The following is a 24703-nucleotide window of genomic DNA, read 5'->3' as shown; positions in this document are numbered from 1 at the left end:
CGCCTTCCTGCTTCCGGCGCCGCGCGATGAATGTCGATTCGTCCTCCCCAGCCTCCCGCGGCCGTGGCCGCAAGATCTGGTCGGGCACACGCCCGGTCATTGCGTACGGGATGCCGCCGCTCGGCTGGCGCGACCTCTATCACCGCGCGCTGACGGTGAGCTGGCCCGTTTTCTTCCTGTCGCTCGCCGTGCTGTTCCTGCTGCTCAACGGCGGCTTTGCAATGCTCTACCTGCTCGGCCACGCGTCGATCGCGAACCAGTCGCCGGCCGGGTTCGGCGGCGCGTTCTTCTTCAGCGTCGAGACGCTCGCGACCGTCGGCTACGGCGACATGCATCCGCAAACCGTCTATGCGCACCTGGTCGCGACGTTCGAGATCTTCATCGGGATGTCGGGCATCGCGCTGGCCACGGGGCTCGTGTTCGCGCGGTTTTCGCGGCCGCAGGCGAAGATCCTGTTCGCGCGCTACGCGATCGTCCGGCCGCTGAACGGCAGGATGACGCTGATGGTGCGCGCCGCGAACGCGCGCCAGAACGTGATTGCCGAGGCGCAGGCGAAATTACGGCTGATGCGGATCGAGGGCACGCACGAGGGCTACACGCTGCGCAAGATCCACGACCTGCCGCTCGTGCGCAGCGAGCACCCGATTTTCCTGCTCGGCTGGAACCTGATGCACGTGATCGACGAATCGAGCGCGCTGTTCGGCGAGACGCCCGAATCGCTCGCCGCGCGCGACGCGTCGTTGCTGATCACGATCGAAGGCTCGGACGAGACGACCGCGCAGGTGATGCAGGCGCGTCACACGTGGGTGCATGGCGAAATCCGCTGGCGTCACCGCTATGTCGACCTGATGCACGACGAAGACGGCATCACGCACATCGACTACACGCATTTTCATGAAGTCGTGCCGGTCGACACCGATACCGACGAGCGCGGCTCGCCGGGCGCGGTGGTCGATGCCGATGCAGCGGCGCCGGGCACGGCCGCGTAGGTACGCCCGCGGGCGGCTGGCGGCACCGCCCGCGTGCGACGCGTCACGCATGCAGCAGGCGCGCCGCTTCGCGCTGTTCGATCGCGACCGCGCGGCGGAATGCGTCGCGGTCCTCGGCGCGCGCGACGTAGTCGCCGAGCACGCCTTCGTGCGGCAGCAGATGCGCGTCGAATGCGATCTTCAGCGTGCTGGCGAGCAGCAGGTCGGCCGCGGTGAAGCGGTCGCCGACGAGCCATGGATGATGGGCGAGCGTTTGCGCGAGTGCGCGTTGCACGCGCGTGATGTTGCCCCAGCCGAATGCGACCGGATTGCCCGACGCGCCGGTGAATTTTTCGGCCATCGCCGGTTCGAGGCAGGTCGGCGTGAAGAACATCCATTGGAGAAAGCGGCCGCGCAGCGGATCGTCGGGCGCGATGCCGAGCCCGGCACCCGGGCAGCGGTCGGCAAGATAGAGCAGCACGGCGCCCGATTCGGCGAACGGCACGCTGCCGTCGTCGAGCGCGGGCAGCTTGGCCATCGGGTTGACCTGCACGAACGCATCGCTGCCCTGTTCGTGCGAGCGCAGGTCGATCGGCACGAGTTCGTACACCACACCGAGCTCTTCGAGCATCCACAACGCCCGGAATGCCCGGGTCTTCGGCCAGTAGTAGAGCTTCATCGTGCCTCCGTGATTGGGTGCAGCTGTCGGTCCGGTGGATGCTCAAGCGTACCCGAGCGCCGGAGGTTCGGACAGGGGCGCCCGGCCAGGGGCGCCCGGTGAGGGGCGGCCATCTGCGAGCGATGACCGGACGCGTGGCGTTTCGAGTGGAAAACCGGGCAAAGCTCGATGTGACAAGGAAGTAAACAAATAACTAGTCATATTCATACTAGTTATGAACGGGATGAAAAATTCCGGCGAAGCCGGCGTCACTTGCCCGGCATCGTGACGCCCGCAGTGCCCGTGCGCACGGCAAGACTCGCATCCGGCCGCATTCGCCGATACGACACGAAACAGGGAAATCATGGGAGACAACTCACGCATGGCAAACGACGATCGCACCACGATCATTCCGGGAAGAACGCCGGCGTCGGCGGCGATGGTGGCCGAGATCAAGCGGGCGATGGCGATCGCCGCGCGGATCAACCGCCTGACATTCGACGATGCCGCGGAAGTCCGCGCATTGTTCGGCGAACTGATCGGCACGCCGGTGGATGACGGCTTCGTGCTGATCCCGCCGTTCCATGCGACGGGCGGCACCGGCATGAAGCTCGGTCGCAACGTGTTCGTCAACCAGAACTGCACGTTCTACGATCTCGGCGGGCTCGCGATCGGCGACGACGTGATGATCGGGCCGAACGTCAGCCTCATCACGTCGGGCCATCCCGTCGAACCTTCGCGGCGGCGCGATTTCGTCGTCGCGAAGCCGATCGTGATCGAGCGCAACGTATGGATCGGCGCCGGCGCGACGATCGTCGGCGGTGTGACGGTGGGCGAGAACTCGGTGGTCGCGGCCGGGGCCGTCGTCACGCGGGATGTTGCGCCGAATGTGCTGGTTGGCGGTAATCCGGCAGCGGTCATCCGGTCGATTGCCGAATGACGTGGCACGAGGGCGCGCGCCCGTTCGAAGCAGTCTGGCCGGACGGATGTGGATAACCGACCCTCGAGGCGACTCGAAACGCTGTGCATGTGAATGGTGAGGGTGCCGTCGAGGCCGTCCGGACGGGGCTTTCCGGTGTCTGCCCGATCGCTGCCGGTGGAGGCTCGCGCCGCGCCTGCCGATGTTTCGACGAAGGCCGCGCAGTGCGATCGGATGTGGATATCCTCATGCCGAAACGACTCGGCGCCTGTGCATTTCACAGGTGAGGGTCGCCGGATGATGCGAAGTGCATGAAGCGGGTTGTGGACAACTCGCCCGCGGAACGAGGCGAAATGCTGTGGAATTCGACGGTGAGGGTCGGCGCCGATCCCGCGGCGCGCCTTTCCCGGCGGGGTTTCCTGACTTTTGCCGAGGTTCGGCGCGCCGCGCATTCTAGCCGAACGCGTGCATCGTGGCCGAATCGCGGATGCGCCGCGACGTGGATATCCCGGCATCGGCTGCCACCCGAAGGGCCGTGCATTCTAACGGTGAGCGCGGTGAAATGGTCTGCAATGCGCCGATTTTGCCGCGCATCGCCGCGTTCGCGAGCGACTCGACGTGCCCGCAAAGGCGCGCATCGACACGCGATAGGCGATCAGCGCACCAGCATGCGATCATTCGGCCGCTCAAGCTCAAGCTCAAGCTCAAGCTCAAGCCCAAGCCCAAGCTCAAGCCCAAGCCAACACCACCTGAAGCGTCGTGCACATCCGGCTCGCACGCGAGCATGTGAGCGAAGATAGCGCGGGCTACCGTGTGGATATCCGACGGCCGAAACGACTCGCGGCACTGTGCATTTCCACGGTGAGCATCAGCGCTCGACCGGCCGATGAGCCGCTTCTGGCACGGAATGCCGGCCGCGGTGGCGCTTCCGGGCTCCCGCCGTTGTTCGGCGGACTCTCGCCCATGTGGATATCCTGCGTTCCGGATCGCTCGAAGTGCTGCGACGGTGAGCATCAGCGCTCGACCGGCCGATGAGCCGCTTCTGGCTCGGAATGCCGCCGGCGCGGTGGCGCTTCCAGGCCCTCCGCCATGGCTCGGCGGATTCTCGTTCATGTGGATATCCTGCGTTCCCGATTACTCGAAGCGCTGCGACGGTGAGCATCAGCGCTCGACCGACCGATGAGCCCCTTCCGGCACGGAATGCCGGCCGGCGGCGCCTTCCGGGGCGCACCCGCTGTCTCCCGGCGGATTCTTGCCCATGTGGATATCCCGCGCGGCGGATCACTCGAAGCGCTGTGGTTTTCAACGGTGAGGGTGCCCGCGGTGGGCGGTTCTGCCGGATCGGACGTGGATAACCGCCATGGAAGCCACTCGAAGCCCTGTGTATTGCAACGGTGAGCGCGAGCCCGCGATTGTGCCGCATGCGGGTTCCGGCCTGCCTGTCCGGGCGAGACACCGGCCGACAAACCCAGTCGCGCCCCTGTGTATTCGATCGGTGAGGGTGAACGCCGGATCGGCGTCATGCGCCATTTCCGGTGTGGATATCCATCGCCGAAACCCACTCGCCGCGCTGTGAATTTCAACGGTGAGCGTCGGCACTCGAGCGTGCCGCATGCCGATAACGGTGTGGATATCCCGGCCCCTGCGCCACTCGAAACCCTGTGCAATCGAATGGTGAGCGCGAGAGCGGGATTGTGGACATCCCGCTCCGCCGCCCAATCGGAACGCTGTGCATCTCAACGGTGAGCGTGACCGCCTCCACCCGCCGAAACCCTTGTCACACGGGGCGCGAGCGTCAACCGCCGCATACCCGGGCCGTCGTCGGGCAATCCCGCGCGTTCCCGGCAAACAGCCCGTCTGCCCCGACACGTCGCCCATCCCGCCCGGCCGCCGCGCGCGAGAACTATCTCAAATTTGGTCAAAAACCTGCGCAGTTTTTCTCGCTACAGCCCCGTCCGAGCAAGATGAGAAAAAACATTCTCGGCTGCGCGCGAAAAAATAGAGCCATTCGCTGCCGTCCCCCACGCGTCGTCCGACGCCTGCCGCGCAGCCCAGAACAGCACAATCAGGAGACTTCCCCCATGACCGCCCGCTTGCCCGTCGATGGCACGCCCGCCTTGTCCGACTACCGCCTGACCGACAACCTGACCGCGACGCGCGGCCGGATCTTCCTGACCGGCACGCAGGCGCTGGTCCGCCTGCTGCTGATGCAGCGCACGGTCGACGCCGAACAGGGGCTCAACACGGCCGGCTTCGTCAGCGGCTATCGCGGTTCGCCGCTCGGCATGGTCGACCAGCAGCTGTGGAAGGCGAAGAAGCTGCTCGACGCCGGCGGCGTGCGCTTCCTGCCCGCGATCAACGAGGAACTCGGCGGCACGGCCGTGCTCGGCACGCAGCGCGTCGAGGCCGATCCCGAGCGCACGGTCGAGGGCGTATATGCGATGTGGTACGGCAAGGGCCCGGGCGTCGATCGCGCGGGCGACGCGCTGAAGCACGGCAACGCGTACGGTTCGTCGCCGCATGGCGGCGTGCTGGTCGTCGCGGGCGACGACCACGGCTGCGTGTCGTCGTCGATGCCGCACCAGAGCGACTTCGCGATGATCGCGTGGCACATGCCGGTCGTGAACCCGGCGAACATCGCCGACATGCTCGAATTCGGCCTGTACGGCTGGGCGCTGTCGCGCTACTCGGGCGCGTGGGTCGGTTTCAAGGCGATCTCCGAAACGGTCGAGTCGGGCTCGACCGTCGACCTCGACGCGCTGCAGACGCACTGGCCGGCGCCTGAAGGCTTCACGCCGCCGGCGGGCGGCCTGCACAACCGCTGGCCGGACCTGCCGAGCCTGACGATCGAAGCGCGCCTTGCCGCGAAGCTCGACGCGGTGCGCCATTTCGCGCGCACCCACAGCATCGACAAGTGGATCGCGCCGAGCGCGCAGGCGAATGTCGGCATCGTGACCTGCGGCAAGGCGCACCTCGACCTGATGGAAGCACTGCGCCGCCTCGACCTGACGGTGGCCGACCTCGACGCGGCCGGCGTGCGGATCTACAAGGTCGGCCTCTCGTATCCGCTCGAGATGACGCGCATCGAGACCTTCGTCGACGGGCTCGCCGAAGTGCTCGTGATCGAGGAGAAGGGCCCGGTCATCGAGCAGCAGATCAAGGACTATCTGTACAACCGCACGGAGGGCGCGCGCCCGCGCGTGCTCGGCAAGCACGATGCCGAAGGCGCCTGCCTGCTGTCCGAGCTCGGCGAGCTGCGCCCGTCGCGCATCCTGCCCGTGTTCGCCGAATGGCTCGCGCGCCACAAGCCGGCGCTCGACCGCCGCGAGCGCGTCGTCGATCTCGTCGCGCCGCAGATCCTGTCGAACGAGGCGGATGCCGTGAAGCGCACGCCGTACTTCTGCTCGGGCTGCCCGCACAACACGTCGACGAAGGTGCCGGAAGGCTCGATCGCGCAGGCCGGCATCGGCTGCCACTTCATGGCGTCGTGGATGGAGCGCGACACGACGGGGCTGATCCAGATGGGCGGCGAGGGCGTCGACTGGGCCGCGCACGCGATGTTCACCAACACGAAGCACGTGTTCCAGAACCTCGGCGACGGCACCTACTTCCACTCGGGCATCCTCGCGATCCGCCAGGCGGTCGCCGCGAAAGCGAACATCACGTACAAGATCCTCTACAACGACGCGGTCGCGATGACGGGCGGCCAGCCGGTCGACGGCAGCATCTCGGTGCCGCAGATCGCGCGGCAGGTCGAGGCGGAAGGCGTGTCGCGCTTCGTTGTCGTGTCCGACGAACCGGAGAAGTACGACGGTCACCACGGGCTGTTCCCGAAAGGCACGACGTTCCATCACCGCAGCGAGCTCGACACGGTGCAGCGCGAGCTGCGCGAGACGCCGGGCGTCACCGTGCTGATCTACGACCAGACCTGCGCGGCCGAGAAACGCCGCCGCCGCAAGAAGGGTGAATTCCCCGACCCGGACAAGCGCCTGTTCATCAACGATGCGGTGTGCGAAGGCTGCGGCGACTGCGGCGTGCAGTCGAACTGCCTGTCAGTCGAGCCGCTCGAGACGCCGCTCGGCCGCAAGCGCCGCATCGACCAGTCGTCGTGCAACAAGGACTATTCGTGCGTGAACGGCTTCTGCCCGAGCTTCGTGACGGTCGAGGGCGCGGCGCTGAAGAAGGCCGCCGGTGCCGCATTCGACGAAGCCGCGCTCGCCGCGCGCGTCGATGCGCTGCCGGTGCCCGCGACGCATCTCGACGCGGCGCCGTTCGACATGCTCGTGACGGGCGTCGGCGGCACGGGCGTCGTGACGGTCGGCGCGCTGATCAGCATGGCCGCGCACCTCGAAGGCAAGAGCGCGTCGGTGCTCGACTTCATGGGCTTCGCGCAGAAGGGCGGCTCGGTGCTGTCGTTCGTGCGGATCGCGTCGAGCGACCGGTGGCTGAACCAGGTGCGCATCGACACGCAGCAGGCCGACGTGCTGCTCGCGTGCGACATGGTTGTGGGCGCGAGCGCCGAGGCGTTGCAGACGGTGCGTCATGAACGTTCGCGGATCGTCGTCAACACGCACCGGATCCCGAATGCATCGTTCGTGCAGAACCCCGACGCGAACCTGCATGCGGACGCGCTGCTCGAGAAGATGCGTCACGCGGCCGGCGACGGCTACCTGTCGAGCTGCGACGCGCAGGCGCTCGCCGCGAAGTTCCTCGGCGACTCGATCGGCGCGAACATCCTGATGCTCGGTTATGCATGGCAGCTCGGCCTCGTGCCGGTGTCGCTCGCGGCGATGATGCGCGCGATCGAGCTGAACAACGTCGCGGTGCCGATGAACAAGCTCGCGTTCTCGATCGGCCGGATGGCGGCCGGCGATGCGGCGGGCCTCGATGCGTTGTGGAACGCGCGCCACACGGTGGCCGCGCATGCCGCGCCGGAGACGCTCGCCGAGCTGATCGCCGATCGCGAGGCGCGTCTCTATGCGTACGGTGGCGCCCGTTATGTCGAGCGCTACCGTGCGCTCGTGAGCGCGGCGCGTGCGAAGGACGACGATTCACTCACGCGCGCGGTCGCGACGACGTTCTACCGGCTGCTCGCGGTGAAGGACGAATACGAGGTCGCGCGGCTGTACGCGGACGACGCGTTCCGCACGGCGCTCGAAGCGCAGTTCGAAGGCGTGCCGGGGCAGGCCTATCGCGTGAAGTTCAACCTCGCGCCGCCGACGGTCGCGAAGGCCGGCAGCGACGGCAGCGTGCCGAAGAAGCGCGTGTTCGGCCAGTGGATGTGGCCGGTGTTCGGTGTGCTGGCGCGCGTGCGCAGCCTGCGCGGCACGTGGCTCGACCCGTTCGGCCGCACCGTCGAGCGCAGGATGGAACGCGCGCTTGCCGACGACTACGAGACGACGCTCGCGCGGGCGCTCGCCGCGATGACGGCCGGCAATGCGGCGCTGGTCGCGCAACTGGCCGACCTGCATGCCCGCGTGCGCGGCTTCGGTCACGTGAAGGTGCGCAACCTGGCCGGCGTGAAGCGCGCGGAGCGCGAGCTCGCGCTGCAGCTCGGCATCGATGCGGCGACGAGCGCGGCCGTGCAGCACGCGCTCGACGAGATGAAGGGCGCGGGCATGCTGAAGGGGATTCCGGTCGTGGTCGCGAAGTAACGCGCACGCGGGCGGATGTGAAAACGGCGCCGCTGATGTGAACTGCACCCCAAAAGTTGGACTAGATCCAACCTTTGGGGTGTTTTTCATGACGAAGTACGACGACCATTCCCGCCGTGACCTCCCGTGCCGGATCAGGTGCCGCGCACGGCACTCGTCGTCCGATGGCGACGCCGCACCATCCAGACGCTAACCAGGAAACCCGTGACGAGTGGCACGAGCATCCATTCGAGGCCGATGCGCATCGCGTGCGCGTGTGCTGCCGCGCCGCCGCCCTCGCCCAGCGCGCCGAAGAACGCGCCGCCGATGCAGGCGGCCGCGAACGCAGCGCCGATGTAGAGCATCGCGACGATCGCGCCGGCGGTCATGCCGGCATGCCGCGCGTCGACGCCCGCGAGCACGATCCGCTGCAGCGATGGCAGCGCCAACCCCTGTCCGGTTCCCGCAATCAGGAGGCCGATGTAAAACGCCAGCTCCGGCGCGCCGTGGCCCAGTTGCGATGCGCAGAGTGCGAAGCCGCCGGCGAGGCAGCCGAACCCGAGCGGCATCAGGCCCTCGCCGATGCGGCGGGCGAGCCATGGCGTCGCGAGCGGCCCGAGCAGATAGCCAGCACCGTAGGGAGCAAGACCGAGGCCCGATTGCAGCGGGGTCCAGCCGAGACCTTCCTGCAGGTAGATGCCATAAGTGAGAAAGAACGCCGCGATGCTGTAGAAGAGGAACGCGAGCAGCAAGCCGATTGCCACGACTGGCTGGCTCAACACCGCCACATCGACGAGCGGATCGCGCGCCTGCTGCGCAATCCAGCGCTCGATCCGGATGAACGCAACGAATGCCGGTATGCACAGGCCGAGACTCCAGAACGTCCATGCGGGCCAGTGCAGCTCGCGGCCGACAGTCAGCGGATAGATCAGCAGCATCAGCGCAATTGTCAGTGCGACCATGCCCGGAACGTCGATGCGCGCGCGGCGCTCCGCACGGCTCTCGGGCAGATACCGCCAGGTTCCCACCAGCGCGAGCATGCCGATCGGCACATTCACGAGAAATACCACGCGCCAGTCGAGTCCCCAGGGATGCAGATCGATCAGCGCGCCACCGCCGACTTGCCCTGCCACCGACGCGAGCCCGAACACGAACCCGTAGAGGCCCATCAGGCGCGCCTGCATCTGCGCAGGAAAGACAGTGCGGATCGACGCAAGGACCTGCGGCGTGATCAGTGCCGCGCTGATGCCCTGCACGACGCGGCTCGCGACCAGCACCTCGCCGCTCATCGCCATGCCGCACAGCGCCGATGCAACGACGAAGGCTGCCATGCCGATCATGAAGATCCGCCGGCGTCCGTACAGATCGCCCAGGCGCCCGCCGGTGATCAGGACGACGGCATATGCGAGCGCGTATGCGGAGACCGTGAGCTGGATCTGCGCGTCGCTGGCTTTCAGGCCGACGTGAATCGCAGGCAGCGCTAGATTGACGATGAAGTAATCCAGCGGCGGCAGGAATACGCCTGTATAGAGCGACGCGAGCGCGAGGCCGCGGCGCAGGGAGGACGCTTCGATAGTCATGCGCGTGATCGGGAAAGGAATGACATGGTTTGCACGATAGCAACAAGTGGCACTAGTATCTAAGCCCACTTTCAGAGATTGAATCACTCCACTTTCAGGCCATGAGCAAACGTGCCACTCCACCCGTCTGGGGCGCATTCGCCGTCGATCCCGCAGCGGCGCTGCCGTTTCAGGAGCAGATCGCACGTCACCTGCGCGAGGCGGTGCTGCGCGGCCACCTGCGTCCCGGCGCGCGCCTGCCGTCGACGCGATCGTTCGCGGCCGAACTGGGCGTGTCGAGGCAGACCGTCGTGCTGGCGTACGACAGGCTCATCGCGGAGGGCTATGCGCGCGGGCAGCGCGGCTCCGGCGTCTACGTGCCGGACGTGTTGCCGGAGGATCTGGCGCCGCCCGTCGCCACGGCACCGCTGTCCGTTACCGCAGCGCGCGGCGATGCGTACCCGGCGCTCTCCGAGCGGGGCCGCCGTTTGACTGGGCTGCCTGTCACGCCGGTGCCGCGCGGGCCGGGCCTGCTCGCGCCCGGTACCCCCGCGTTCGATGCGTTCCCGTACGACACGTGGACTCGACTGTCCGCCCGCTTCTGGCGCAGCCGGCCGACCGTCGATCAGCTCGGCTACGCCGATTCGGCCGGATACCGCCCGCTGCGCGAGGCGATCGCCGAACATCTGGGCGTGACGCGCGGCCTGCCGTGCGATGCTGACGACGTCGTGATCACGTCCGGCTCGCAGCACGCGATCGAGCTAGCCGCACGCCTGCTGATCGACGCGGGCGATACGGTGTGGATCGAGAACCCGGGATTCGTCGCGGGGCACAGCGCGGTCGAAAGCGCGGGCGCACGTGCGGTGCCGGTGCCGGTCGACGCGGAGGGCCTCGACGTCGAGGCCGGCGAACGGCTCGCCGCGGACGCGCGCCTCGCGGTGGTGACGCCGTCGCATCAGTACCCGCTCGGCGTGACGATGAGCCTGCGGCGCCGGCTCGCGCTGCTGGACTGGGCCGAGCGTGCGGACGCCTGGATCGTCGAGGACGATTGCGACGGCGACTACCGCTATGCCGGCCGGCCGCTGCACCCGCTGCGCGCGCTCGGCCGGCAATCGGCCGCGAATCGCGTGATCTACGTCGGCACGTTCGCGAAGGTCCTCGCGCCCGGCTTAAGGATCGGTTTCCTGATCGCGCCGCCGGGGCTCGCCGGGGCGTTTGCGCACGCCCGCGCACTGGTTGACCGGCAATCGCCGACACCGTTGCAGGTCACGCTCGCGGAATTCATCGGGGAAGGGCATTTCGCGACGCACCTGCGCCGCATGCGGATGCTTTATGCGGAGCGCCGGGATGCGCTGCTGGCCGCACTCGAATGTCACTGCGCGGGCCTGCTCGAATGGGGCGGCGCGCCCGATGCCGGTCTGCATCTCGTCGCGAAGCTGCGTGGCGCGGCTGCGCCGGACGCGGATCTCGCGGTATGGGAAGCTGCAGCGGCGCTCGGACTGCAGACGCCGCCACTGTCTCCGCATTACCGCGACGGCGGCGAGGCCGGGCTCGTGATCGGTTTTGGCGCGACGCTGCCGGGCAACATGCGGGACGCCGTGCTGCGGCTGCGGCGCGCCATCGCGGCCTGACGGCGCGCCGCCAGTCAGGCGACGTAGTTGTCGGCGATGCAGCGCGAGTAATACGCGAGGCTGCGCTTGGGTACACGTTGTTGCGTATTCGGGTCGACGTGAACCAGCCCGAATTTCTTTGCGAATCCGCTGCCCCATTCCCAACTGTCGAGCCCTGCCCAGTAGAACACGCCGCCGAGACGCACGCCCTGCCGGTACGCGTCGTGCGCGGCGTTCAGGTAGCTGGCGAGATAGTCGATGCGCGGCCCGTCGTCGACGATGCCGCCGCTCGGCGCGGGCTCCTTGATCGCGAACCCGGTCTCGGTGACGATGATCCGCGGTGCGCCATAGTCGTTGTGCACGCGCAGCAGCATCTCGGATATCCCGTACGGTTCGACCAGATAGGCCATCGTCTGGATCTCGTTCTGCGGGCTGGCGGCCAGCGCGAAGCCCGTGCCATTCGCGCCCGCCTTCACGTAGAAGCAGTTGTAGTACTGCACGCCGAGGAAATCGGGGCTGGCGGCGATCGTGCCGGGCTGATCGGCGAACACATCCCAGTTGCTTTGTCCGCGGCCGTCCCGGCTTTCGATCTGCGGCGCCGCCGTGGCGACGCCCCATACGAAGCCGTCGGCGAAACGGGCGGACGAGTCGATCGAATCGCCGCCGCAAGCAGTGAGCATGCCGCTGCCGAGCACGGCTGCGCCTTGCGTCAGGAAACGTCGGCGGCCTCGAAGCGAAGGGGCGTTCGTCGAGTTTCGATGGATCGGCATAGCAAGATTCAGCCTGCCTGAAAGAATGGATTGTCGTTAGGATTCCAATTCGAGACGGGCAGAAAGCCGGCATGGCCTGCATCCCGAAAGGACGATCAATGGCGCGGCATCGGCGCGCAGCGGTTTTCCGGGCTCGGCGAAACGCGCGGCGCGACGGATCCCCGGGGAAACGTCAATGCTAGCCGCGCGTTGTGTAAGTTTTTTTAGAGGGACCGACAAATCGGACAAGCGGGGCAAGCCGCCGCCGGCAGGTCGTTGCCGCGATCGGCAACGAGACGGGGCCGCCTCGCGTATCGAATCAGACGATGCCTTTCTTGCGCGTCGACAGCGCCGTTTCAGACAGGTCGATCTCGCGCAGCAGTTTCGTCAGCGTCTCGTCGGAAATCTTGCTGTCGCTGCGCAGCCGGTACAGCGCGGTGCGTTCCGCGCGCACGGCCGCGATCCGCATCTGCAGTTCCATCGTTTCGGCCTGCTTTGCTTCGGCGCGCGGCGTGGGGCCGTCCTCGGCGAGCGTCGCGAGGCGGCGGCGGTACTGGTCCATCACGCGTGCGGAGATATCCGCGCAGCGCGCGGCGCCCGATTCGTCGAGATCGGCCGAGATCGCGTCGTGCGACGAGTCGATCGCGCGGATCGCGGCCTGCGCGGCGGCCGCGCGCGCGGCGCGTTCCTCGTCGCCGAGCGGGCTGCGCGACGAACGCACGCCGCGCAGCAGCAGCGGCAGGCCGATCACCGCGACGACGAGCGAGCCGAGGATCACCGCCGACGCGACGAAGACCGCGGTGTCGCGGCCCGGCAGCGGCACGCCGTCGGACAGCGCGACCGGAATCGACAGCACGCCGGCGAGCGTGACCGCGCCGCGCACGCCGCCGACCGTCATCACCGCGATCGTGCGGGTGCCGGCCATCGTGCCGGCGAGGCCCTGGCGCGCGGCGCGACGGCTCGCGAACCAGCGCAGCAGCCAGACCCACAGGAAGCGGATCGCGTACAGCGCGAGCATCATCGCGCAGACGTTGACGATCATCCGGCCGACGAGCGCGTCGCTCGTGTGGTGCGCGTCGACGAGCGTGCGGCCGATGATGTGCGGCAGCTGCAGCCCGAGCATGATGAACACCATGCCGTTGAACACGAACTCGATCATCGCCCACGTGCTTTCGGCGCGCACGCGCGATGCGACGGTGCTTTTGCGCGAGAAGCTCGTGTAATTCATCATCATCCCGGCCGACACGGCCGCCAGCACGCCCGACAGCTCGAGATGCTCGGCGAACAGGTAGGCCGCGAACGGCACGAGCAGCGTCATCACGATGCCGGGGGCCGGATCGCCTTCCTGCTCGGCGTTCAGGAAGCGCGTCGACAGCGCGCTGAACGCCCACGACACGATCGCGCCCGTCGCAAGGCCGCCGGCCGCGACGATCACGAACGTGACCGACGCGTCGCGCAGCGAGAACATGCCCGTCAGCGCGGCCGCGATCGCGAATTTCAGCGCGACGAGGCCCGACGCGTCGTTCATCAGCGCCTCGCCTTCGAGGATGTGCATCAGCTGCGGCGGAATCCGGCCCTTTCCTGCGATGCCCGACAGCGCGACCGCGTCGGTGGGCGACAGCACGGCCGCGAGCGCGAACGCGATCGGCAGCGGCAACTCGGGTATCAGCCAGTGCGCGAAGTAGCCCACTGCGAGTACCGTCATGAACACGAGCCCGAATGCGAGCATCAGGATCGCGCGGCGCTGCAGGTACAGCTCGCGCTTCGGAATCCGCCAGCCGTCCGCGAACAGCAGCGGCGGAATGAACAGCAGCATGAAGATTTCGGGATCGAACGTGACGTGCAGGTTCAGCTTCGGCCACGCGAGCATCGCGCCGAAGGCGATCTGCATCAGCGGCAACGGCAGCTGGAACGGCAGGATGCGCGTGACGGCGCCGGACAGCGCGACGGTCAGCAGCAGGATCAGGACGGTGAAGACGATTTCCATCGATACGGCGAATACGGGGAATGAAACGATCGTACGGAGTGTAGCGTGACAGCGTGACGGGTGCGTTCGAGCGGCCGGTGCGTGCGCACGAAACTGGTGCGTCGCGCGTGTGCCACGGTGGTGCGGCGGCCCGGTGAGCCCGCGCGGCGCATGGGTTCTACGCGCCTTGCACGGAGCTTGCTTGATGCTGGTCAACCGTCCGGCTTCGACCGGGCAACCGAGGGTCCAACCATGACATTGCACGCGCCGTTCGCCTTGCCGGGCGCCGCGTTCGAAGGCATTACCAGGAGGAAGGCATGACGATCGTGCAACAGGAGCGTCCGGCCGCTGCGTCGCCGTACCGGTTCGAGCGGGAGGTGAGTTCCGGCCTCGAACGTCTGGCGACGCAGCACCGCGACCTGACGCTCACGACCGTGTTCCAGCCGATTTTCAGCCTGTCGCACCAGCGTGCGGTGGGCTACGAGGCGCTGCTGCGCGCGCACGATGCGCTCGACCGCGCGGTGTCGCCGCTCGACGTGTTCGGCGAAGCCGCGCGCCAGGGCGAACTGCTGCAGCTCGACCGGCTCGCGCAGGCGCTGCATCTCGAGAACTTCGCGCTGCTCGGCGCCGAGCGCGAGTGGCTGTTCCTCAACGTGCATCCGGGGGTGCTCACCGACCCGTTCCAGGCGGCCGCGCTGCTCGCGAACCTGAAGCGGCTCGGCATGCCGCCGCGCCGCATCGTGCTCGAAGTGCTCGAGCAGCGCGCGGAGGACGTCGAGCGGCTGGCCGAGGCCGTGCGCGAATTCCGCACGCACGGTTTCCTGATCGCGCTCGACGATTTCGGCGCGGGCCACTCGAATCTCGAGCGGATCTGGCAACTGAACCCGGACATCGTGAAGCTCGACCGGATCATGCTGTCGCACGCGGCGCACCGCACCGGGCTCACAGCGATCCTGCACGGGCTCGTGACGCTGCTGCACGAGGCCGGCAAGCTGGTGCTCGTCGAGGGGATCGAGACCGAGCACGAGGCGCAGATCGCGCTGTCGTGCGAGGCCGATTTCGTGCAGGGCTACTACTTCGGCCGGCCGGCGCCGGGGCTGCCCGACAGCGCGGCCGCGACGGGCTGCATCGGCGAGCTGACCGAGCGTTTTCGCCAGCAGACCGAGGCGCGCGAGCGGCGCGATGCGCAGCGGCTCGCGCCGTACCTGCGCGCGTTCGAACGCGCGGCCGAGCGCCTCGCGGCCGGCGAGCCGCTCGACGAGGTGTGCTGGAACTTCCTCGCGCTCGACGCGGCCGCGCGCTGCTTCCTGCTCGACGCGCACGGCCGCCAGTCGGGCCGCAACGTCGTGCTGCGCGCCGACCGCGCGCTCGCCGAGGCACGCTTTTCGCCGCTGGCGGACGCACAGGGCGCGAACTGGCTGCGCCGGCCGTATTTCCGCTCGGCGATCGCCGAGCCGGGGCGGGTGCAGGTCACGCGGCCGTACCTGTCGATCAACGAGGCGCAGCCGTGCGTGACGCTGTCGGTGGCCGTGCGCGTCGGCGATACGCAGCGCGTGCTGTGCGGCGATATCGACTGGGCCGACGACGAAGCGGACGCCGGCTAGCGACGCGCGCACCGCAGGCGGCGAGCAGGGCGATCCGGGCCGGCGCGGGCGGCCCGTTGCGCTCGCCCCGCGCTTCCCCGACAATGGCGCGACCGCGGCCATCGTGACCGCGGGCGCGCCGTCCCGGGGGCCACCATGGCGGCGAATAACAAGGAAAACACAATGAAAAGACCGATTTCGCTGACCATTCTCGCGTGGATCATCATCGTGACCAACGCGATCACGTGCATCTATACGCCATTCACGATCGGCATGCCGACCACCCAGGCGCTGCTGTCGCACTACCTGCTGCCCGTCTGGGCGACGCTCGGCATCAGCGTGCTCATCGAAGCCGTGAACGTCGTGATCGGCATCGCGATCCTCAAGGGCCGCGAATGGTCGCGCAAGGCCTATATCGTGACGGCGGTGTTCGGTTTCGCGTTCTCGTTCGTCAACATGCCGGCGTCGATGTTCGCGGTGCTGATCCCCGGCTTCCTGCTGTTCGCCCTGTTCGTCTACCTGCTGTTCCGGCGCCCCGCGACCGCGTATTTCCGTCAGGCGAGCGCATGAGCGTCGTGCGCAACGCGCTCGCGATCGTGCTGTTCGCGATCGCGGGCATGTGCGTGATCACCGCGCAGATGATGGCGTTCATGAAGCTCGGCCATACGCGGGCGATGCTCGTGTTCGTTGCCGTGTTGTTCGTGCTGTCGGCCGTGTTCCTGGCCGTGGGCGCCTTCGCCGGCGCGTTCCGGCCGCGCGCGCGTGGCGCGGGCATCGCACTGCTCGTCGCGTCCGCGACCACCGCGTTCGGGATGATCGGCTGGGTGACGCTCCTGCTGGCGCCGGGGATCGTCGACGTGATGCAGCAGCAGGGCGTCGACGTGAATGCGCGGATGTTCCGATTCGCGCCCGGCGCCGTGGTGACCGGCCTGTCCGCGCTCGTCGGCGTGTGGCTCGCGCGGCGCGGCTGACGGTGGGACTCGCGACGGGGCTGACGGGGCGCCGCTGACGGCGGGGCGCCCGTCACGCTGGCGCCCGTCGCGCGGCTCGGCTAGGATGCGCGAATTGTCCTGACGATTCGCGGGCCGCCCATGAGCCGAAACGCCGCTTCTTCCATTCTCCTCGAAGTGATCGCCACGACCGTCGGCGACGCGAAGGCCGCCGCCCGCGCGGGCGCTGACCGCCTCGAACTCGTGACCGCGATCACCGAAGGCGGGCTGACGCCGAGCGTCGGCCTGATCGAAGCCGTCGTGGCCGCCGTGCCGATTCCCGTCAACGTGATCGTGCGGCCGCACAGCCGGTCGTTCGTCTATGACGCCGACGACCTGCGCGTGATCGAGCGCGACGTGCGCGCGGCCGTCGCGGCCGGTGCGAACGGCGTCGTGTTCGGCGCGCTCGACGCGCGCGGCGACGTCGATCTGGGCGCGCTGGCCCGCATCGCGGCCGCGGCGGACGGCCGCGCGCTGACGTTCCACCGCGCGTTCGACGTGTCGCGCGATCTCAACGCCGCGTTCGACGCGCTGCTGCGCGTGCCGGCCGTCACGTCGGTGCTGACGTCGGGCGGCCATCCGTCGGTGCTCGACGCGGTCGCGACGATCACGCGGCTGGTGCGTCAGACGGCAGGCTCGACCTGCACGGTGCTGGCCGGCTCGGGGCTCACGGTCGATGCGGTCGGCGATTTCGTGCGCGCGACCGGCGTGCGCGCGGTGCATTTCGGCTCGGGCGTGCGGCCGCGCGGCGAGGTGCTGGCACCGGTCGACGAACTGCTCGTCGCGAAGGTGCGCGCGACCATCGACGGGGCCGCGTCGCACGTGTGAGGTGCGCGGCTGCCACGGCGCGACGAATCACGCCAGCGCGCGGCAGACGATTGCGCGGCCCGCGGCGGCACGCGTACCCCGTCACGTATTGCGCACGAACCAGGTACGTTTCGCGGTGCCCAGCAGCGCGCGATAGACGGCCCACGACACGACGAACGTCGCGGGCGCCGACAGCGACGCGGCGAACCCCGTCGCCTGGTTTAGCGCGAGTCCCGTGAACGCGCCGGCGAACCATGCGGTCAGCCCGCCCGGATTGAAGGTCGGCACATGGGCGTCGCGGCATTCGACGTCGTCGCCGACGAGTTGCCCGTACCGGCCGGACAGGATGTGCGCGAGCGCGACGCCGACCCACGCGACGACGAAGATGCCCTGGTACGCGAGCGCCTGCAGGATTCGCGAGAAGATGTCCGCCATCATCAGCGCATAGACGACCGCGCCGACCACGAGTGCCCACACGAACTTCGGCGCGCGCACGCCGGCCACCTTCAGGAAGAACGCCTGCATGTTGACGGTCGCGAGGTAGTAGTTCGCGGTGTTGATGCGGGATTGCGTGACCCACACGAACAGCAATCCCCACACCCCCATCAGCTTCAGCAGCGCGAGCACGACCGATACTTCGGAAAGCGTACCGAGCCCCGGAATCGTGCTGACGAGATAGATGCCGGCCGCGCCGTTGACGAGAAACGTGACGAGGTAAAACGGCATCCCGAAGTTGAAGCGGCCGTGATAACCCGCGTCTTCCTTGCGGCCGAAGCGCGCGTAGTCGAACGTGAACATCATCAGCACCCACACGCCCATGTAGTAAACGAAGCAGTGCCACCAGCCGCCGGCAGGCGCGTTGCCGGCCGGCCCGAAATCGAGCCACGCCGCGTTGTAGCCGTATTCGGCCGTCGCGAGCCCGACCGCCGCGAGGAGCCCGAGCAGGTAGAACGGCAGCAGCACGCCGTTGAACTTGTCGAGCCAGTGCTGCACGCTGCCGAACACGAGCGGCACGCTGTAGCAGACGACGAGCAGCGCGGCCCATTTGTAGTCGAGCGCCGGAAACTGGTGGTGCGCGGCAACCGCAATCACCGAGCCCTCGAACACCGCGTAGTAGATCGCGGTCGCGAAGAAGATCAGTGTCGCGAGCGCCGCGCCGGCGCTGCCGAACAGCACGCGCGAGAACAGCGCGACCGAGAGTCCCGTGCGGATCGCATAGCGGCTGATGATCGTGTTGACGAGGCCGTACGACACGACCGACAGCGCCATCCCGATCAGCGCGTTGCGCGCGCCATAGGTGAGCGCGAGCGTGGCGCCCACGACGATGTAGAACACCGCGCTGCACACGGCCCACCACGCCATCGTCAGCGAGAAGGGCGGCATGCGCGCGTGGTCGGGGACGGCGAGCGTCGACAGGTCGAGATCCTCGTCGGTACGGGCCTGAGCCAGGTTGGCCATGATCGTGCTCCTTGATGCGCAGAAGTTGCGAACGACGTCTCGGCCGCGGCACAGGCGATCCGCAGGGTTGCCCCGACGTCGGGCGGGCAACCGGTTCGGCAGGAACAGCGCGCAGGCGTCCCCGCCGCGCGGCGCTCGGCCGGGCGGGCGGAAGACGGACAGCGAAAAGGGGGCGGCGACGAACGGCGCCCGGCACGCGAACCGGGCGCCCGGTGCTCAGTCCCGCAGCACGGCGCGCAGCAGCGCGAGGCGCCGCTGGTACTCGCGGCGCGCGGCGAGCGCGTCGGCCATCGTCACGCGCACGAAGCGCGCGCGGTGGTTGGGCTGCATCTGGCCGATCAGGTCCATGTCGGCGCTGATGACCGTGCCGATCGTCGCGTAACCGCCGCCCGACACCGCGTCGCGGTGCAGGATGATCGGCTCGAGCCCGGCCGGCACCTGGATCGAGCCGATCGGGTAGCACGCGTCGACGATGTTCGACGGATCGGCGCCCGCGCCGAATGGCTGCTCGCGCGGCCGGAACTGCAGCGCGCGGCCGTTCTTGTAGCGATAGCCGATGCGATCGGCTTCGGGCGCGACCGTCCATTCGTCGTCGAAGAAGGTGTGCGCCGAATCGTCGGTGAGCCGGTAGTGGTACAGGCCCGTCAGGACCCGCAGCTCGACCTGGTTGTCGAGCGGCCGGCTCACGGCCGCCGGCAGCTCGCGCCCTTCGCGATGTGTGCCGACGGGGGCGCCCAGCGGCAACCGGTCGCCTTTCTGCAGGCGCCGGCCCGCGTGGCCGCCGATCGCGCCGAGCGCGTAAGTCGAGCGGCTGCCGAGCACGACCGGCACGTCGATGCCGCCCGCGACGGCGAGATACGCGCGTGCGCCCGCCTTCACGTAATTGAACGACAGCACGCTGCCTGCGCCGATCCGCAGCGCGACGTTGCAGCGCTGGCCGATGCCGTCGATCTTCGGCGTCATCTCGGCGCCGGTGACGGCGATCAGCGCATCCGTATGGAACCGCAGCTCGGGGCCGAGCAGCGTGCATTCGAGTACGGCGGCTTCTTCGGGATTGCCGACCAGCAGATTCGCCGCGCGCGATGCGTACTGGTCGAGCGAGCCCGACGGCGGGATGCCGACGTGGTAGTAGCCTTGCCGGCCCATGTCCTGGACCGACGTCGCGAGGCCGGGTTTCACGACCTCGATCAGGTTGTGCGCGTCAGCTTGCATGCAGCACCTCGACGAGAGAGCGGTTGTACGCATCGGGATCGCGCAGGAATGCGTCGAGCGAGAATTTCACCGGGCGCACGCGCAGGGAAAAGGTGCCGGCCTCGACGTCGGCCACCGCGGCGTCGTAGGTCACGCGATCGATCGGCTGGAATTTCACGATGTCGCCGGGCCGGAAGAACACCATGAACTCGCGCAGGTAGTCGAGCCGCTGCGCGGGGTCGAAGATCGGCGCCGGCGTCACGCCGAACATCTGGTAGCCGCCCGCGCCGCGTACCGAGTAGATGCAGCCGAAACAGCCGCCGTGGCCCACGGTGAGCTTCGGCGTGTCGGTGCGCGGCCGCAGGTATTTCGGCACTTCGAGCTGGCGTTCGCGCTCGACCATCTGGTACATGAACGGCAGGCCCGCGACGAAGCCGACCATCGACACGAACCATGGCGACCCCGAGTGCGCGGCGATGAAGGCATCGACGTCGCGCTTGCCGTTGATGCGCGCCGCGTATTCGAGATCGGTCGACGACGGATCCTGGTGGCGTTCGCGAAACCGCATCAGCGTCTCGTGCGTCCATGGGTCGTTGTACAGCACCGGCACCTCGACGATGCGCGTATCGAGTTCGAGTGGCGCGTCGCCGACTTCGGCCTCGATCGTCTTCAACAGCGCGACAAGCGCATCGGGCTCGATCACGTCCGGGTCGTAGCGCACCTGGTAGGACGCATTCGCCGGACAGATCTCGGTGATGCCCGGCACCGCGCGGCGCTGCAGTTCGCGCGTGATCGCCGTGCCCTTGAAGAATGCGTCGAGCGACATCGATTCGCTGATTTCGACGAACACGAATTCGTCGCCGCCGAAGGTATAACGGGTCGTCACATCGCCTCCCCGACGCGCACGGCGTCTGCATGTTCGGCTGCGTGTTGCTGCGTGGCGGCTGTTGCGGCCTCACGCCATTGCGGCATCCACGCTTCGAGGAAATTCGTGTGATAGTGCCCGGCGCGTACGTCGTCGTCGGCGAGCAGCGCGACGTGCAGCGGCGCGGTCGTCTTCAGGCCGCCGACGTGCAGCTCGCCCAGCGCGCGGGCCAGGCGCTGCAGCGCGGCCGCACGGCTCTCGTCGTGCACGATCAGCTTCGCGAGCAGCGAATCGTAGAACGGCGGCACGACGTAGCCCGGATAGAGCAGCGAATCGACGCGCACGCCGGGGCCGGTCGGCCACACCAGTGTGTCGATCCGGCCGGGGCTCGGGCGGAAATCCTGCAACGGATCTTCCGCGTTGATCCGGCATTCGAGCGCCGCGCCGCGCATCGCGATGTCCTGCTGCGCGAAGCGCAGCGGCTCGCCGTCGGCGATGCGCAGCGTCTCGCGCACGAGATCGATGCCGGTGATCGCCTCGGTCACCGGATGCTCGACCTGGATGCGCGTGTTCATCTCGATGAAGTAGAACTCGCCGCGCGCGTCATCGAACAGGTATTCAAGCGTGCCCGCGCTGCGATAGCCGACCGCCTGCGCGAGCCGCGTGGCCGACGCGCACAGTGCGTCGCGCTGCGCGGGCGTGAGCGAAGGCGACGGCGCTTCCTCGAGGATTTTCTGGCGCCGCCGCTGCAGCGAGCATTCGCGCTCGAACAGGTGGACGACGTGACGGCCGTCGCCGAGCACCTGCACCTCGATGTGGCGCGCCCGCGCGATGAAGCGTTCGAGGTACACGCCGCCGTCGCCGAACGCCGCCTGCGCCTCGCGCTGCGCGAGCGGCAGCTCGGCGTCGAGCTGCGCGGCGTCATGCGCGACGCGGATGCCGCGCCCGCCGCCGCCGGCGGCCGCCTTGATCATGATCGGGTAGCCGATGCGCGCGGCGACGTCCCGCGCCTCGTCGAGCGACTGCACGACGCCGTCGCTGCCGGGCACGGTCGGCACGTTGGCGCGCCGCGCGGTTTCGCGTGCGCGGGCCTTGTCGCCCATCGTGGCGATCACCTGCGAGTCCGGGCCGACGAAGATCAGGCCGGCCGCCTCGACCCGCGCGGCGAAGGCGGCATTTTCGGACAGGAAGCCGTAGCCGGGATGGATCGCGTCCGCGCCGCACTGCCGCGCGGCGTCGAGGATCGCGGCGGGATTCAGGTAGCTCTTCGCCGCGTGTGACGAGCCGATGTGGACGGCTTCGTCGGCCATGCGCGCGGCGAGGCTGTCGCGGTCCGCGTCGCTGACCACGGCGACCGCACGCATGCCTAGCTCGCGCGCGGCACGGATCACGCGCACCGCGATCTCGCCGCGGTTCGCGACCAGCACTGTGCGGATGCGCGACGGCCGGTAGAACGCGCTGGAGGAGGTTGCCGGATTCATCGCATCACCCCTCGATCCGCATCAGCACCTGGCCCGCGTCGACTGGCTCGCCGTCCTCGACGAGCAGTTCGACAACGCGCCCTGCCGCATCGGTTTCGATCTCGGTGAACTGCTTCATCACCTCGACGAGGCCGACCACCGCGCCGGCGGCGACCGTCGCATCGACCGCGACGTAGTAGTCCGCATCGGGCGACGGACGCCGGTAGAAGGTGCCCGGCAGCGGGCTGACGATATCGTGCAATGCCATCGTGTGTCTCCTTGAATCAGTGATGGGCGGCGAGCGGTTGCGGCCCGGCGGTCCGGATGCCTTCGCGGATCAGCGCGTGGCGCGTTTCGCGCACGAGGTCGAGCGCGCCCGGCGTGTCGCTGTGGATGCAGACCGAATCGAAATCGATGTCGATGTCGTCGCCATCGATCGTCCGCACCTTGCCGTCGATGCACGCGCGCAGCACCTTGTCGGCGACCTGGCGCGGATCGAGGCGGCCGACGCGGCGCGTGAACACGATCGAGCCGCTGCGGTCGTAGTCGCGATCTGCGTAGAACTCACGGACGACCGGCTGCCCGTACTCGACGGCGACGCGGTACGTGACCGACGCCTCCATGCAGTACAGCCACAGGCCCGGATCGACGCGTTGCAGCGTTTCGATCAGCATCCGCGAGAACGCTTCGTTGCCTGCCGCATGCATGTAGAGCGCGCCGTGCGGCTTCACGTGCTGCAGGCTGACGCCGTTCAGGCGCGCGAACTCGCGCAGTGCGCCGAGCTGGTACAGGATGTCGTTGACGAGCGCCTGCGGCGTTTCGGCGATCGTGCGGCGGCCGAAGCCGACGAGATCGCGAAAGCCCGGGTGCGCGCCGATGCCGACGCCGGCGTCGCGCGCGAGCTGTACCGTGCGCGCCATGATGTTCGGATCGCCGGCGTGAAAACCGGTGGCGATGTTTGCCGAGCTGATCAGCGGCATGATCTGCTCGTCGACGCCGTCGCCGATCGTCCACGGGCCAAAGCCTTCTCCCATGTCGGAGTTCAGGTCGACGCTGTGCTTCCTCATACGATGTGCTCCTCCTGGTTCTCCGGTTCGCGTGCGTCGTGGCGCATGCCGAAACCGTGTTGAACGCAGGTTAGCCGCGTGGGGGGCGTCAAAAAAGTTCTATTTTTATATGCGACCGTATCGATTTTTTCGATACCGTGGAAAACGGCTGCCAGGTGCCGCCGCAGCAGGAACGGCAGGGTTTCCACGAGGTCTGGTTCATGGGCACGGCACGGTTGTTATGATGTTTGTCGCGTGCCCATCTGTTTTCTCATCGACCATGGCCCTGACCCTCAGACAGCTCAAGTATTTCGTCGCGACCGCCGAGCTCGGCCAGATCTCGCAGGCCGCGATCCAGCTCACGATTTCGCAGTCGGCCGTGACGAGCGCGATCAGGGAACTGGAGGACAGCCTCGGCACGCAACTGTTCCTGCGCACGCCGTCGGGTGTGACGCTCACCGACACGGGGCGGCGCTTCCTGAATCACGCGTACACGATCCTGTCGTCGGTTGACGAGGCGATGCGGATTCCGAACCTCGAAAGCACACTGGCCGGCACGCTCGCGATCGCCGCGAGCTACACGGTGCTCGGCTATTTCCTGCCGCACCACGTGCTGCGCCTGAACACGCTGTATCCGCGGCTGACGATCCACCTGCACGAGCTGAACCGCGAGTCGATCGAGGAAGGGCTGATCGCGGGCCGCTACGACATGGCCGTGCTGCTCACGTCGAACGTGTCGAATCCGGCGCTCGTGCTGGAGCCGGTGATTCACTCGGTGCGGCGGCTGTGGGTCGGCGCGCATCATCCGCTGCTCAGGCACGAGAGCGTCACGTTCGCGGAAGTCGCGCGCGAGCCGTTCGTGATGCTGACGGTCGACGAGGCGGGGCAGACGGCGCTGCGTTACTGGAACGAGACGCCGTACCGGCCGAACGTGATCCTGCGCACGTCGTCGGTCGAGGCGGTCCGCAGCATGGTCGCGAACGGCAGCGGCGTCGCGATCCTGTCCGACATGGTGTATCGGCCGTGGTCGCTCGAAGGGCGGCGCATCGAGACGATCGTGCTGCGCGATGCGGTGCCGCCGATGAGCGTCGGTCTTGCTTGGCGCAAGGACATCGAGTTGAGCCCCGCGATGCACGCGGTGCGCGATTATTTCCGGCACACGTTCATGGAGCCGCGCGCGCTCGGCGGCGCGGCCTGAACGACGGGGCCGGATACGGAAAAGCCGGGGCATCCCCCGGCTTT

General features: G+C 68.1%; 21 protein-coding genes. 10 read left to right on the top strand and 11 right to left on the bottom strand.

Annotated elements, in window-relative coordinates:
• The first annotated feature begins 26 nt into the window (after positions 1 to 26).
• Positions 27 to 989 (top strand): ion channel, encoded by a 963-nt coding sequence (locus tag ACTJLD_RS37175; RefSeq protein WP_091925564.1) that lies wholly within the window; start codon positions 27 to 29, stop codon positions 987 to 989.
• A gap of 43 nt (positions 990 to 1032) precedes the next feature.
• Here ACTJLD_RS37175 and ACTJLD_RS37170 read toward each other — a convergent pair whose 3' ends face one another.
• Entirely contained in the window at positions 1033 to 1647 is a 615-nt protein-coding gene (locus ACTJLD_RS37170; protein WP_060082766.1) for a glutathione S-transferase family protein, read from the bottom strand.
• Positions 1648 to 2008: 361 nt separating this feature from the next.
• On the opposite strand from ACTJLD_RS37170, the gene ACTJLD_RS37165 reads away from it, so the two are divergent.
• The 3 genes from ACTJLD_RS37165 (at position 2009) to ACTJLD_RS37155 (ending at position 8199) form a co-directional block, all read left to right on the top strand.
• Positions 2009 to 2566 carry a sugar O-acetyltransferase gene (locus ACTJLD_RS37165; RefSeq protein WP_060356939.1) on the top strand — a complete coding sequence of 186 codons (558 nt, stop codon included), beginning with the start codon at positions 2009 to 2011 and terminating at the stop codon, positions 2564 to 2566.
• Between the two features lie 451 nt (positions 2567 to 3017).
• The gene (locus ACTJLD_RS37160; protein ID WP_440661248.1) at positions 3018 to 3335 is read left to right on the top strand and encodes a hypothetical protein; all 318 of its coding nucleotides are present in this window, start codon (positions 3018 to 3020) and stop codon (positions 3333 to 3335) included.
• A 1291-nt stretch (positions 3336 to 4626) separates the two neighbouring features.
• Positions 4627 to 8199 (top strand): indolepyruvate ferredoxin oxidoreductase family protein, encoded by a 3573-nt coding sequence (locus tag ACTJLD_RS37155; RefSeq protein WP_440661246.1) that lies wholly within the window; start codon positions 4627 to 4629, stop codon positions 8197 to 8199.
• Between the two features lie 134 nt (positions 8200 to 8333).
• On the opposite strand, the gene ACTJLD_RS37150 is transcribed toward ACTJLD_RS37155, so the two are convergent.
• Positions 8334 to 9845, bottom strand: a complete 1512-nt coding sequence (locus ACTJLD_RS37150) for an MFS transporter (protein ID WP_166742119.1) — start codon at positions 9843 to 9845, stop codon at positions 8334 to 8336.
• A gap of 14 nt (positions 9846 to 9859) precedes the next feature.
• On the opposite strand from ACTJLD_RS37150, the gene pdxR reads away from it, so the two are divergent.
• Positions 9860 to 11368: a MocR-like pyridoxine biosynthesis transcription factor PdxR gene (pdxR, locus tag ACTJLD_RS37145; protein WP_059695288.1), complete on the top strand. Its 1509-nt coding sequence runs from the start codon at positions 9860 to 9862 to the stop codon at positions 11366 to 11368.
• A 14-nt stretch (positions 11369 to 11382) separates the two neighbouring features.
• Here the strand turns inward: pdxR and ACTJLD_RS37140 are convergent, their stop codons facing one another.
• Entirely contained in the window at positions 11383 to 12027 is a 645-nt protein-coding gene (locus tag ACTJLD_RS37140; RefSeq protein ID WP_244105460.1) for a family 1 glycosylhydrolase, read from the bottom strand.
• 388 nt (positions 12028 to 12415) lie between these two features.
• Positions 12416 to 14083 carry a Na+/H+ antiporter gene (locus ACTJLD_RS37135; protein ID WP_440661243.1) on the bottom strand — a complete coding sequence of 556 codons (1668 nt, stop codon included), beginning with the start codon at positions 14081 to 14083 and terminating at the stop codon, positions 12416 to 12418.
• A 296-nt stretch (positions 14084 to 14379) separates the two neighbouring features.
• Between ACTJLD_RS37135 and ACTJLD_RS37130 the strand changes: the two genes are divergently transcribed.
• The 4 genes from ACTJLD_RS37130 to ACTJLD_RS37115 all read left to right on the top strand — a co-directional run bounded on the left by ACTJLD_RS37130 (position 14380) and on the right by ACTJLD_RS37115 (position 17462).
• Positions 14380 to 15666 (top strand): sensor domain-containing phosphodiesterase, encoded by a 1287-nt coding sequence (locus ACTJLD_RS37130; RefSeq protein ID WP_027788987.1) that lies wholly within the window; start codon positions 14380 to 14382, stop codon positions 15664 to 15666.
• A gap of 162 nt (positions 15667 to 15828) precedes the next feature.
• Positions 15829 to 16215 carry a hypothetical protein gene (locus ACTJLD_RS37125; protein ID WP_027788988.1) on the top strand — a complete coding sequence of 129 codons (387 nt, stop codon included), beginning with the start codon at positions 15829 to 15831 and terminating at the stop codon, positions 16213 to 16215.
• On the top strand, positions 16212 to 16616 hold the full coding sequence (locus tag ACTJLD_RS37120) for a hypothetical protein (protein WP_059695293.1): 405 nt from the start codon (positions 16212 to 16214) through the stop codon (positions 16614 to 16616). Before ACTJLD_RS37125 ends, ACTJLD_RS37120 begins: the two co-directional genes overlap by 4 nt.
• A 120-nt stretch (positions 16617 to 16736) precedes the next feature.
• Positions 16737 to 17462, top strand: a complete 726-nt coding sequence (locus ACTJLD_RS37115; RefSeq protein WP_021157415.1) for a copper homeostasis protein CutC — start codon at positions 16737 to 16739, stop codon at positions 17460 to 17462.
• Between the two features lie 81 nt (positions 17463 to 17543).
• Here ACTJLD_RS37115 and ACTJLD_RS37110 read toward each other — a convergent pair whose 3' ends face one another.
• The 7 genes from ACTJLD_RS37110 to ACTJLD_RS37080 form a co-directional block, all read right to left on the bottom strand.
• Positions 17544 to 18899 (bottom strand): purine-cytosine permease family protein, encoded by a 1356-nt coding sequence (locus tag ACTJLD_RS37110; RefSeq protein ID WP_027788990.1) that lies wholly within the window; start codon positions 18897 to 18899, stop codon positions 17544 to 17546.
• Positions 18900 to 19115: 216 nt separating this feature from the next.
• Entirely contained in the window at positions 19116 to 20111 is a 996-nt protein-coding gene (locus ACTJLD_RS37105; protein WP_440661241.1) for a biotin-dependent carboxyltransferase family protein, read from the bottom strand.
• The gene (locus ACTJLD_RS37100) at positions 20101 to 20976 is read right to left on the bottom strand and encodes a 5-oxoprolinase subunit B family protein (RefSeq protein ID WP_027788991.1); all 876 of its coding nucleotides are present in this window, start codon (positions 20974 to 20976) and stop codon (positions 20101 to 20103) included. The genes ACTJLD_RS37105 and ACTJLD_RS37100 overlap by 11 nt, the downstream gene beginning before the upstream one ends.
• Positions 20973 to 22436, bottom strand: coding sequence for an acetyl-CoA carboxylase biotin carboxylase subunit (locus tag ACTJLD_RS37095; protein ID WP_175810687.1), 1464 nt, complete (start codon positions 22434 to 22436; stop codon positions 20973 to 20975). Before ACTJLD_RS37095 ends, ACTJLD_RS37100 begins: the two co-directional genes overlap by 4 nt.
• A gap of 4 nt (positions 22437 to 22440) precedes the next feature.
• Positions 22441 to 22683 (bottom strand): acetyl-CoA carboxylase, encoded by a 243-nt coding sequence (locus tag ACTJLD_RS37090; RefSeq protein ID WP_021157410.1) that lies wholly within the window; start codon positions 22681 to 22683, stop codon positions 22441 to 22443.
• Between the two features lie 16 nt (positions 22684 to 22699).
• Positions 22700 to 23482 carry a 5-oxoprolinase subunit PxpA gene (locus ACTJLD_RS37085; protein ID WP_027788993.1) on the bottom strand — a complete coding sequence of 261 codons (783 nt, stop codon included), beginning with the start codon at positions 23480 to 23482 and terminating at the stop codon, positions 22700 to 22702.
• On the bottom strand, positions 23479 to 23670 hold the full coding sequence (locus ACTJLD_RS37080; RefSeq protein ID WP_143066267.1) for a hypothetical protein: 192 nt from the start codon (positions 23668 to 23670) through the stop codon (positions 23479 to 23481). Before ACTJLD_RS37080 ends, ACTJLD_RS37085 begins: the two co-directional genes overlap by 4 nt.
• A gap of 71 nt (positions 23671 to 23741) precedes the next feature.
• On the opposite strand from ACTJLD_RS37080, the gene ACTJLD_RS37075 reads away from it, so the two are divergent.
• Positions 23742 to 24659 (top strand): LysR family transcriptional regulator, encoded by a 918-nt coding sequence (locus ACTJLD_RS37075; protein ID WP_027788994.1) that lies wholly within the window; start codon positions 23742 to 23744, stop codon positions 24657 to 24659.
• Positions 24660 to 24703: the final 44 nt, after the last annotated feature.

The sequence above is a fragment of the Burkholderia sp. 22088 genome, from assembly GCF_052045915.1.
Taxonomy (GTDB): Bacteria; Pseudomonadota; Gammaproteobacteria; order Burkholderiales; family Burkholderiaceae; genus Burkholderia; species Burkholderia cepacia.
Note: the sequence above shows the minus strand (reverse complement) of the source record. Positions and strands in the feature narration are given on the sequence as shown.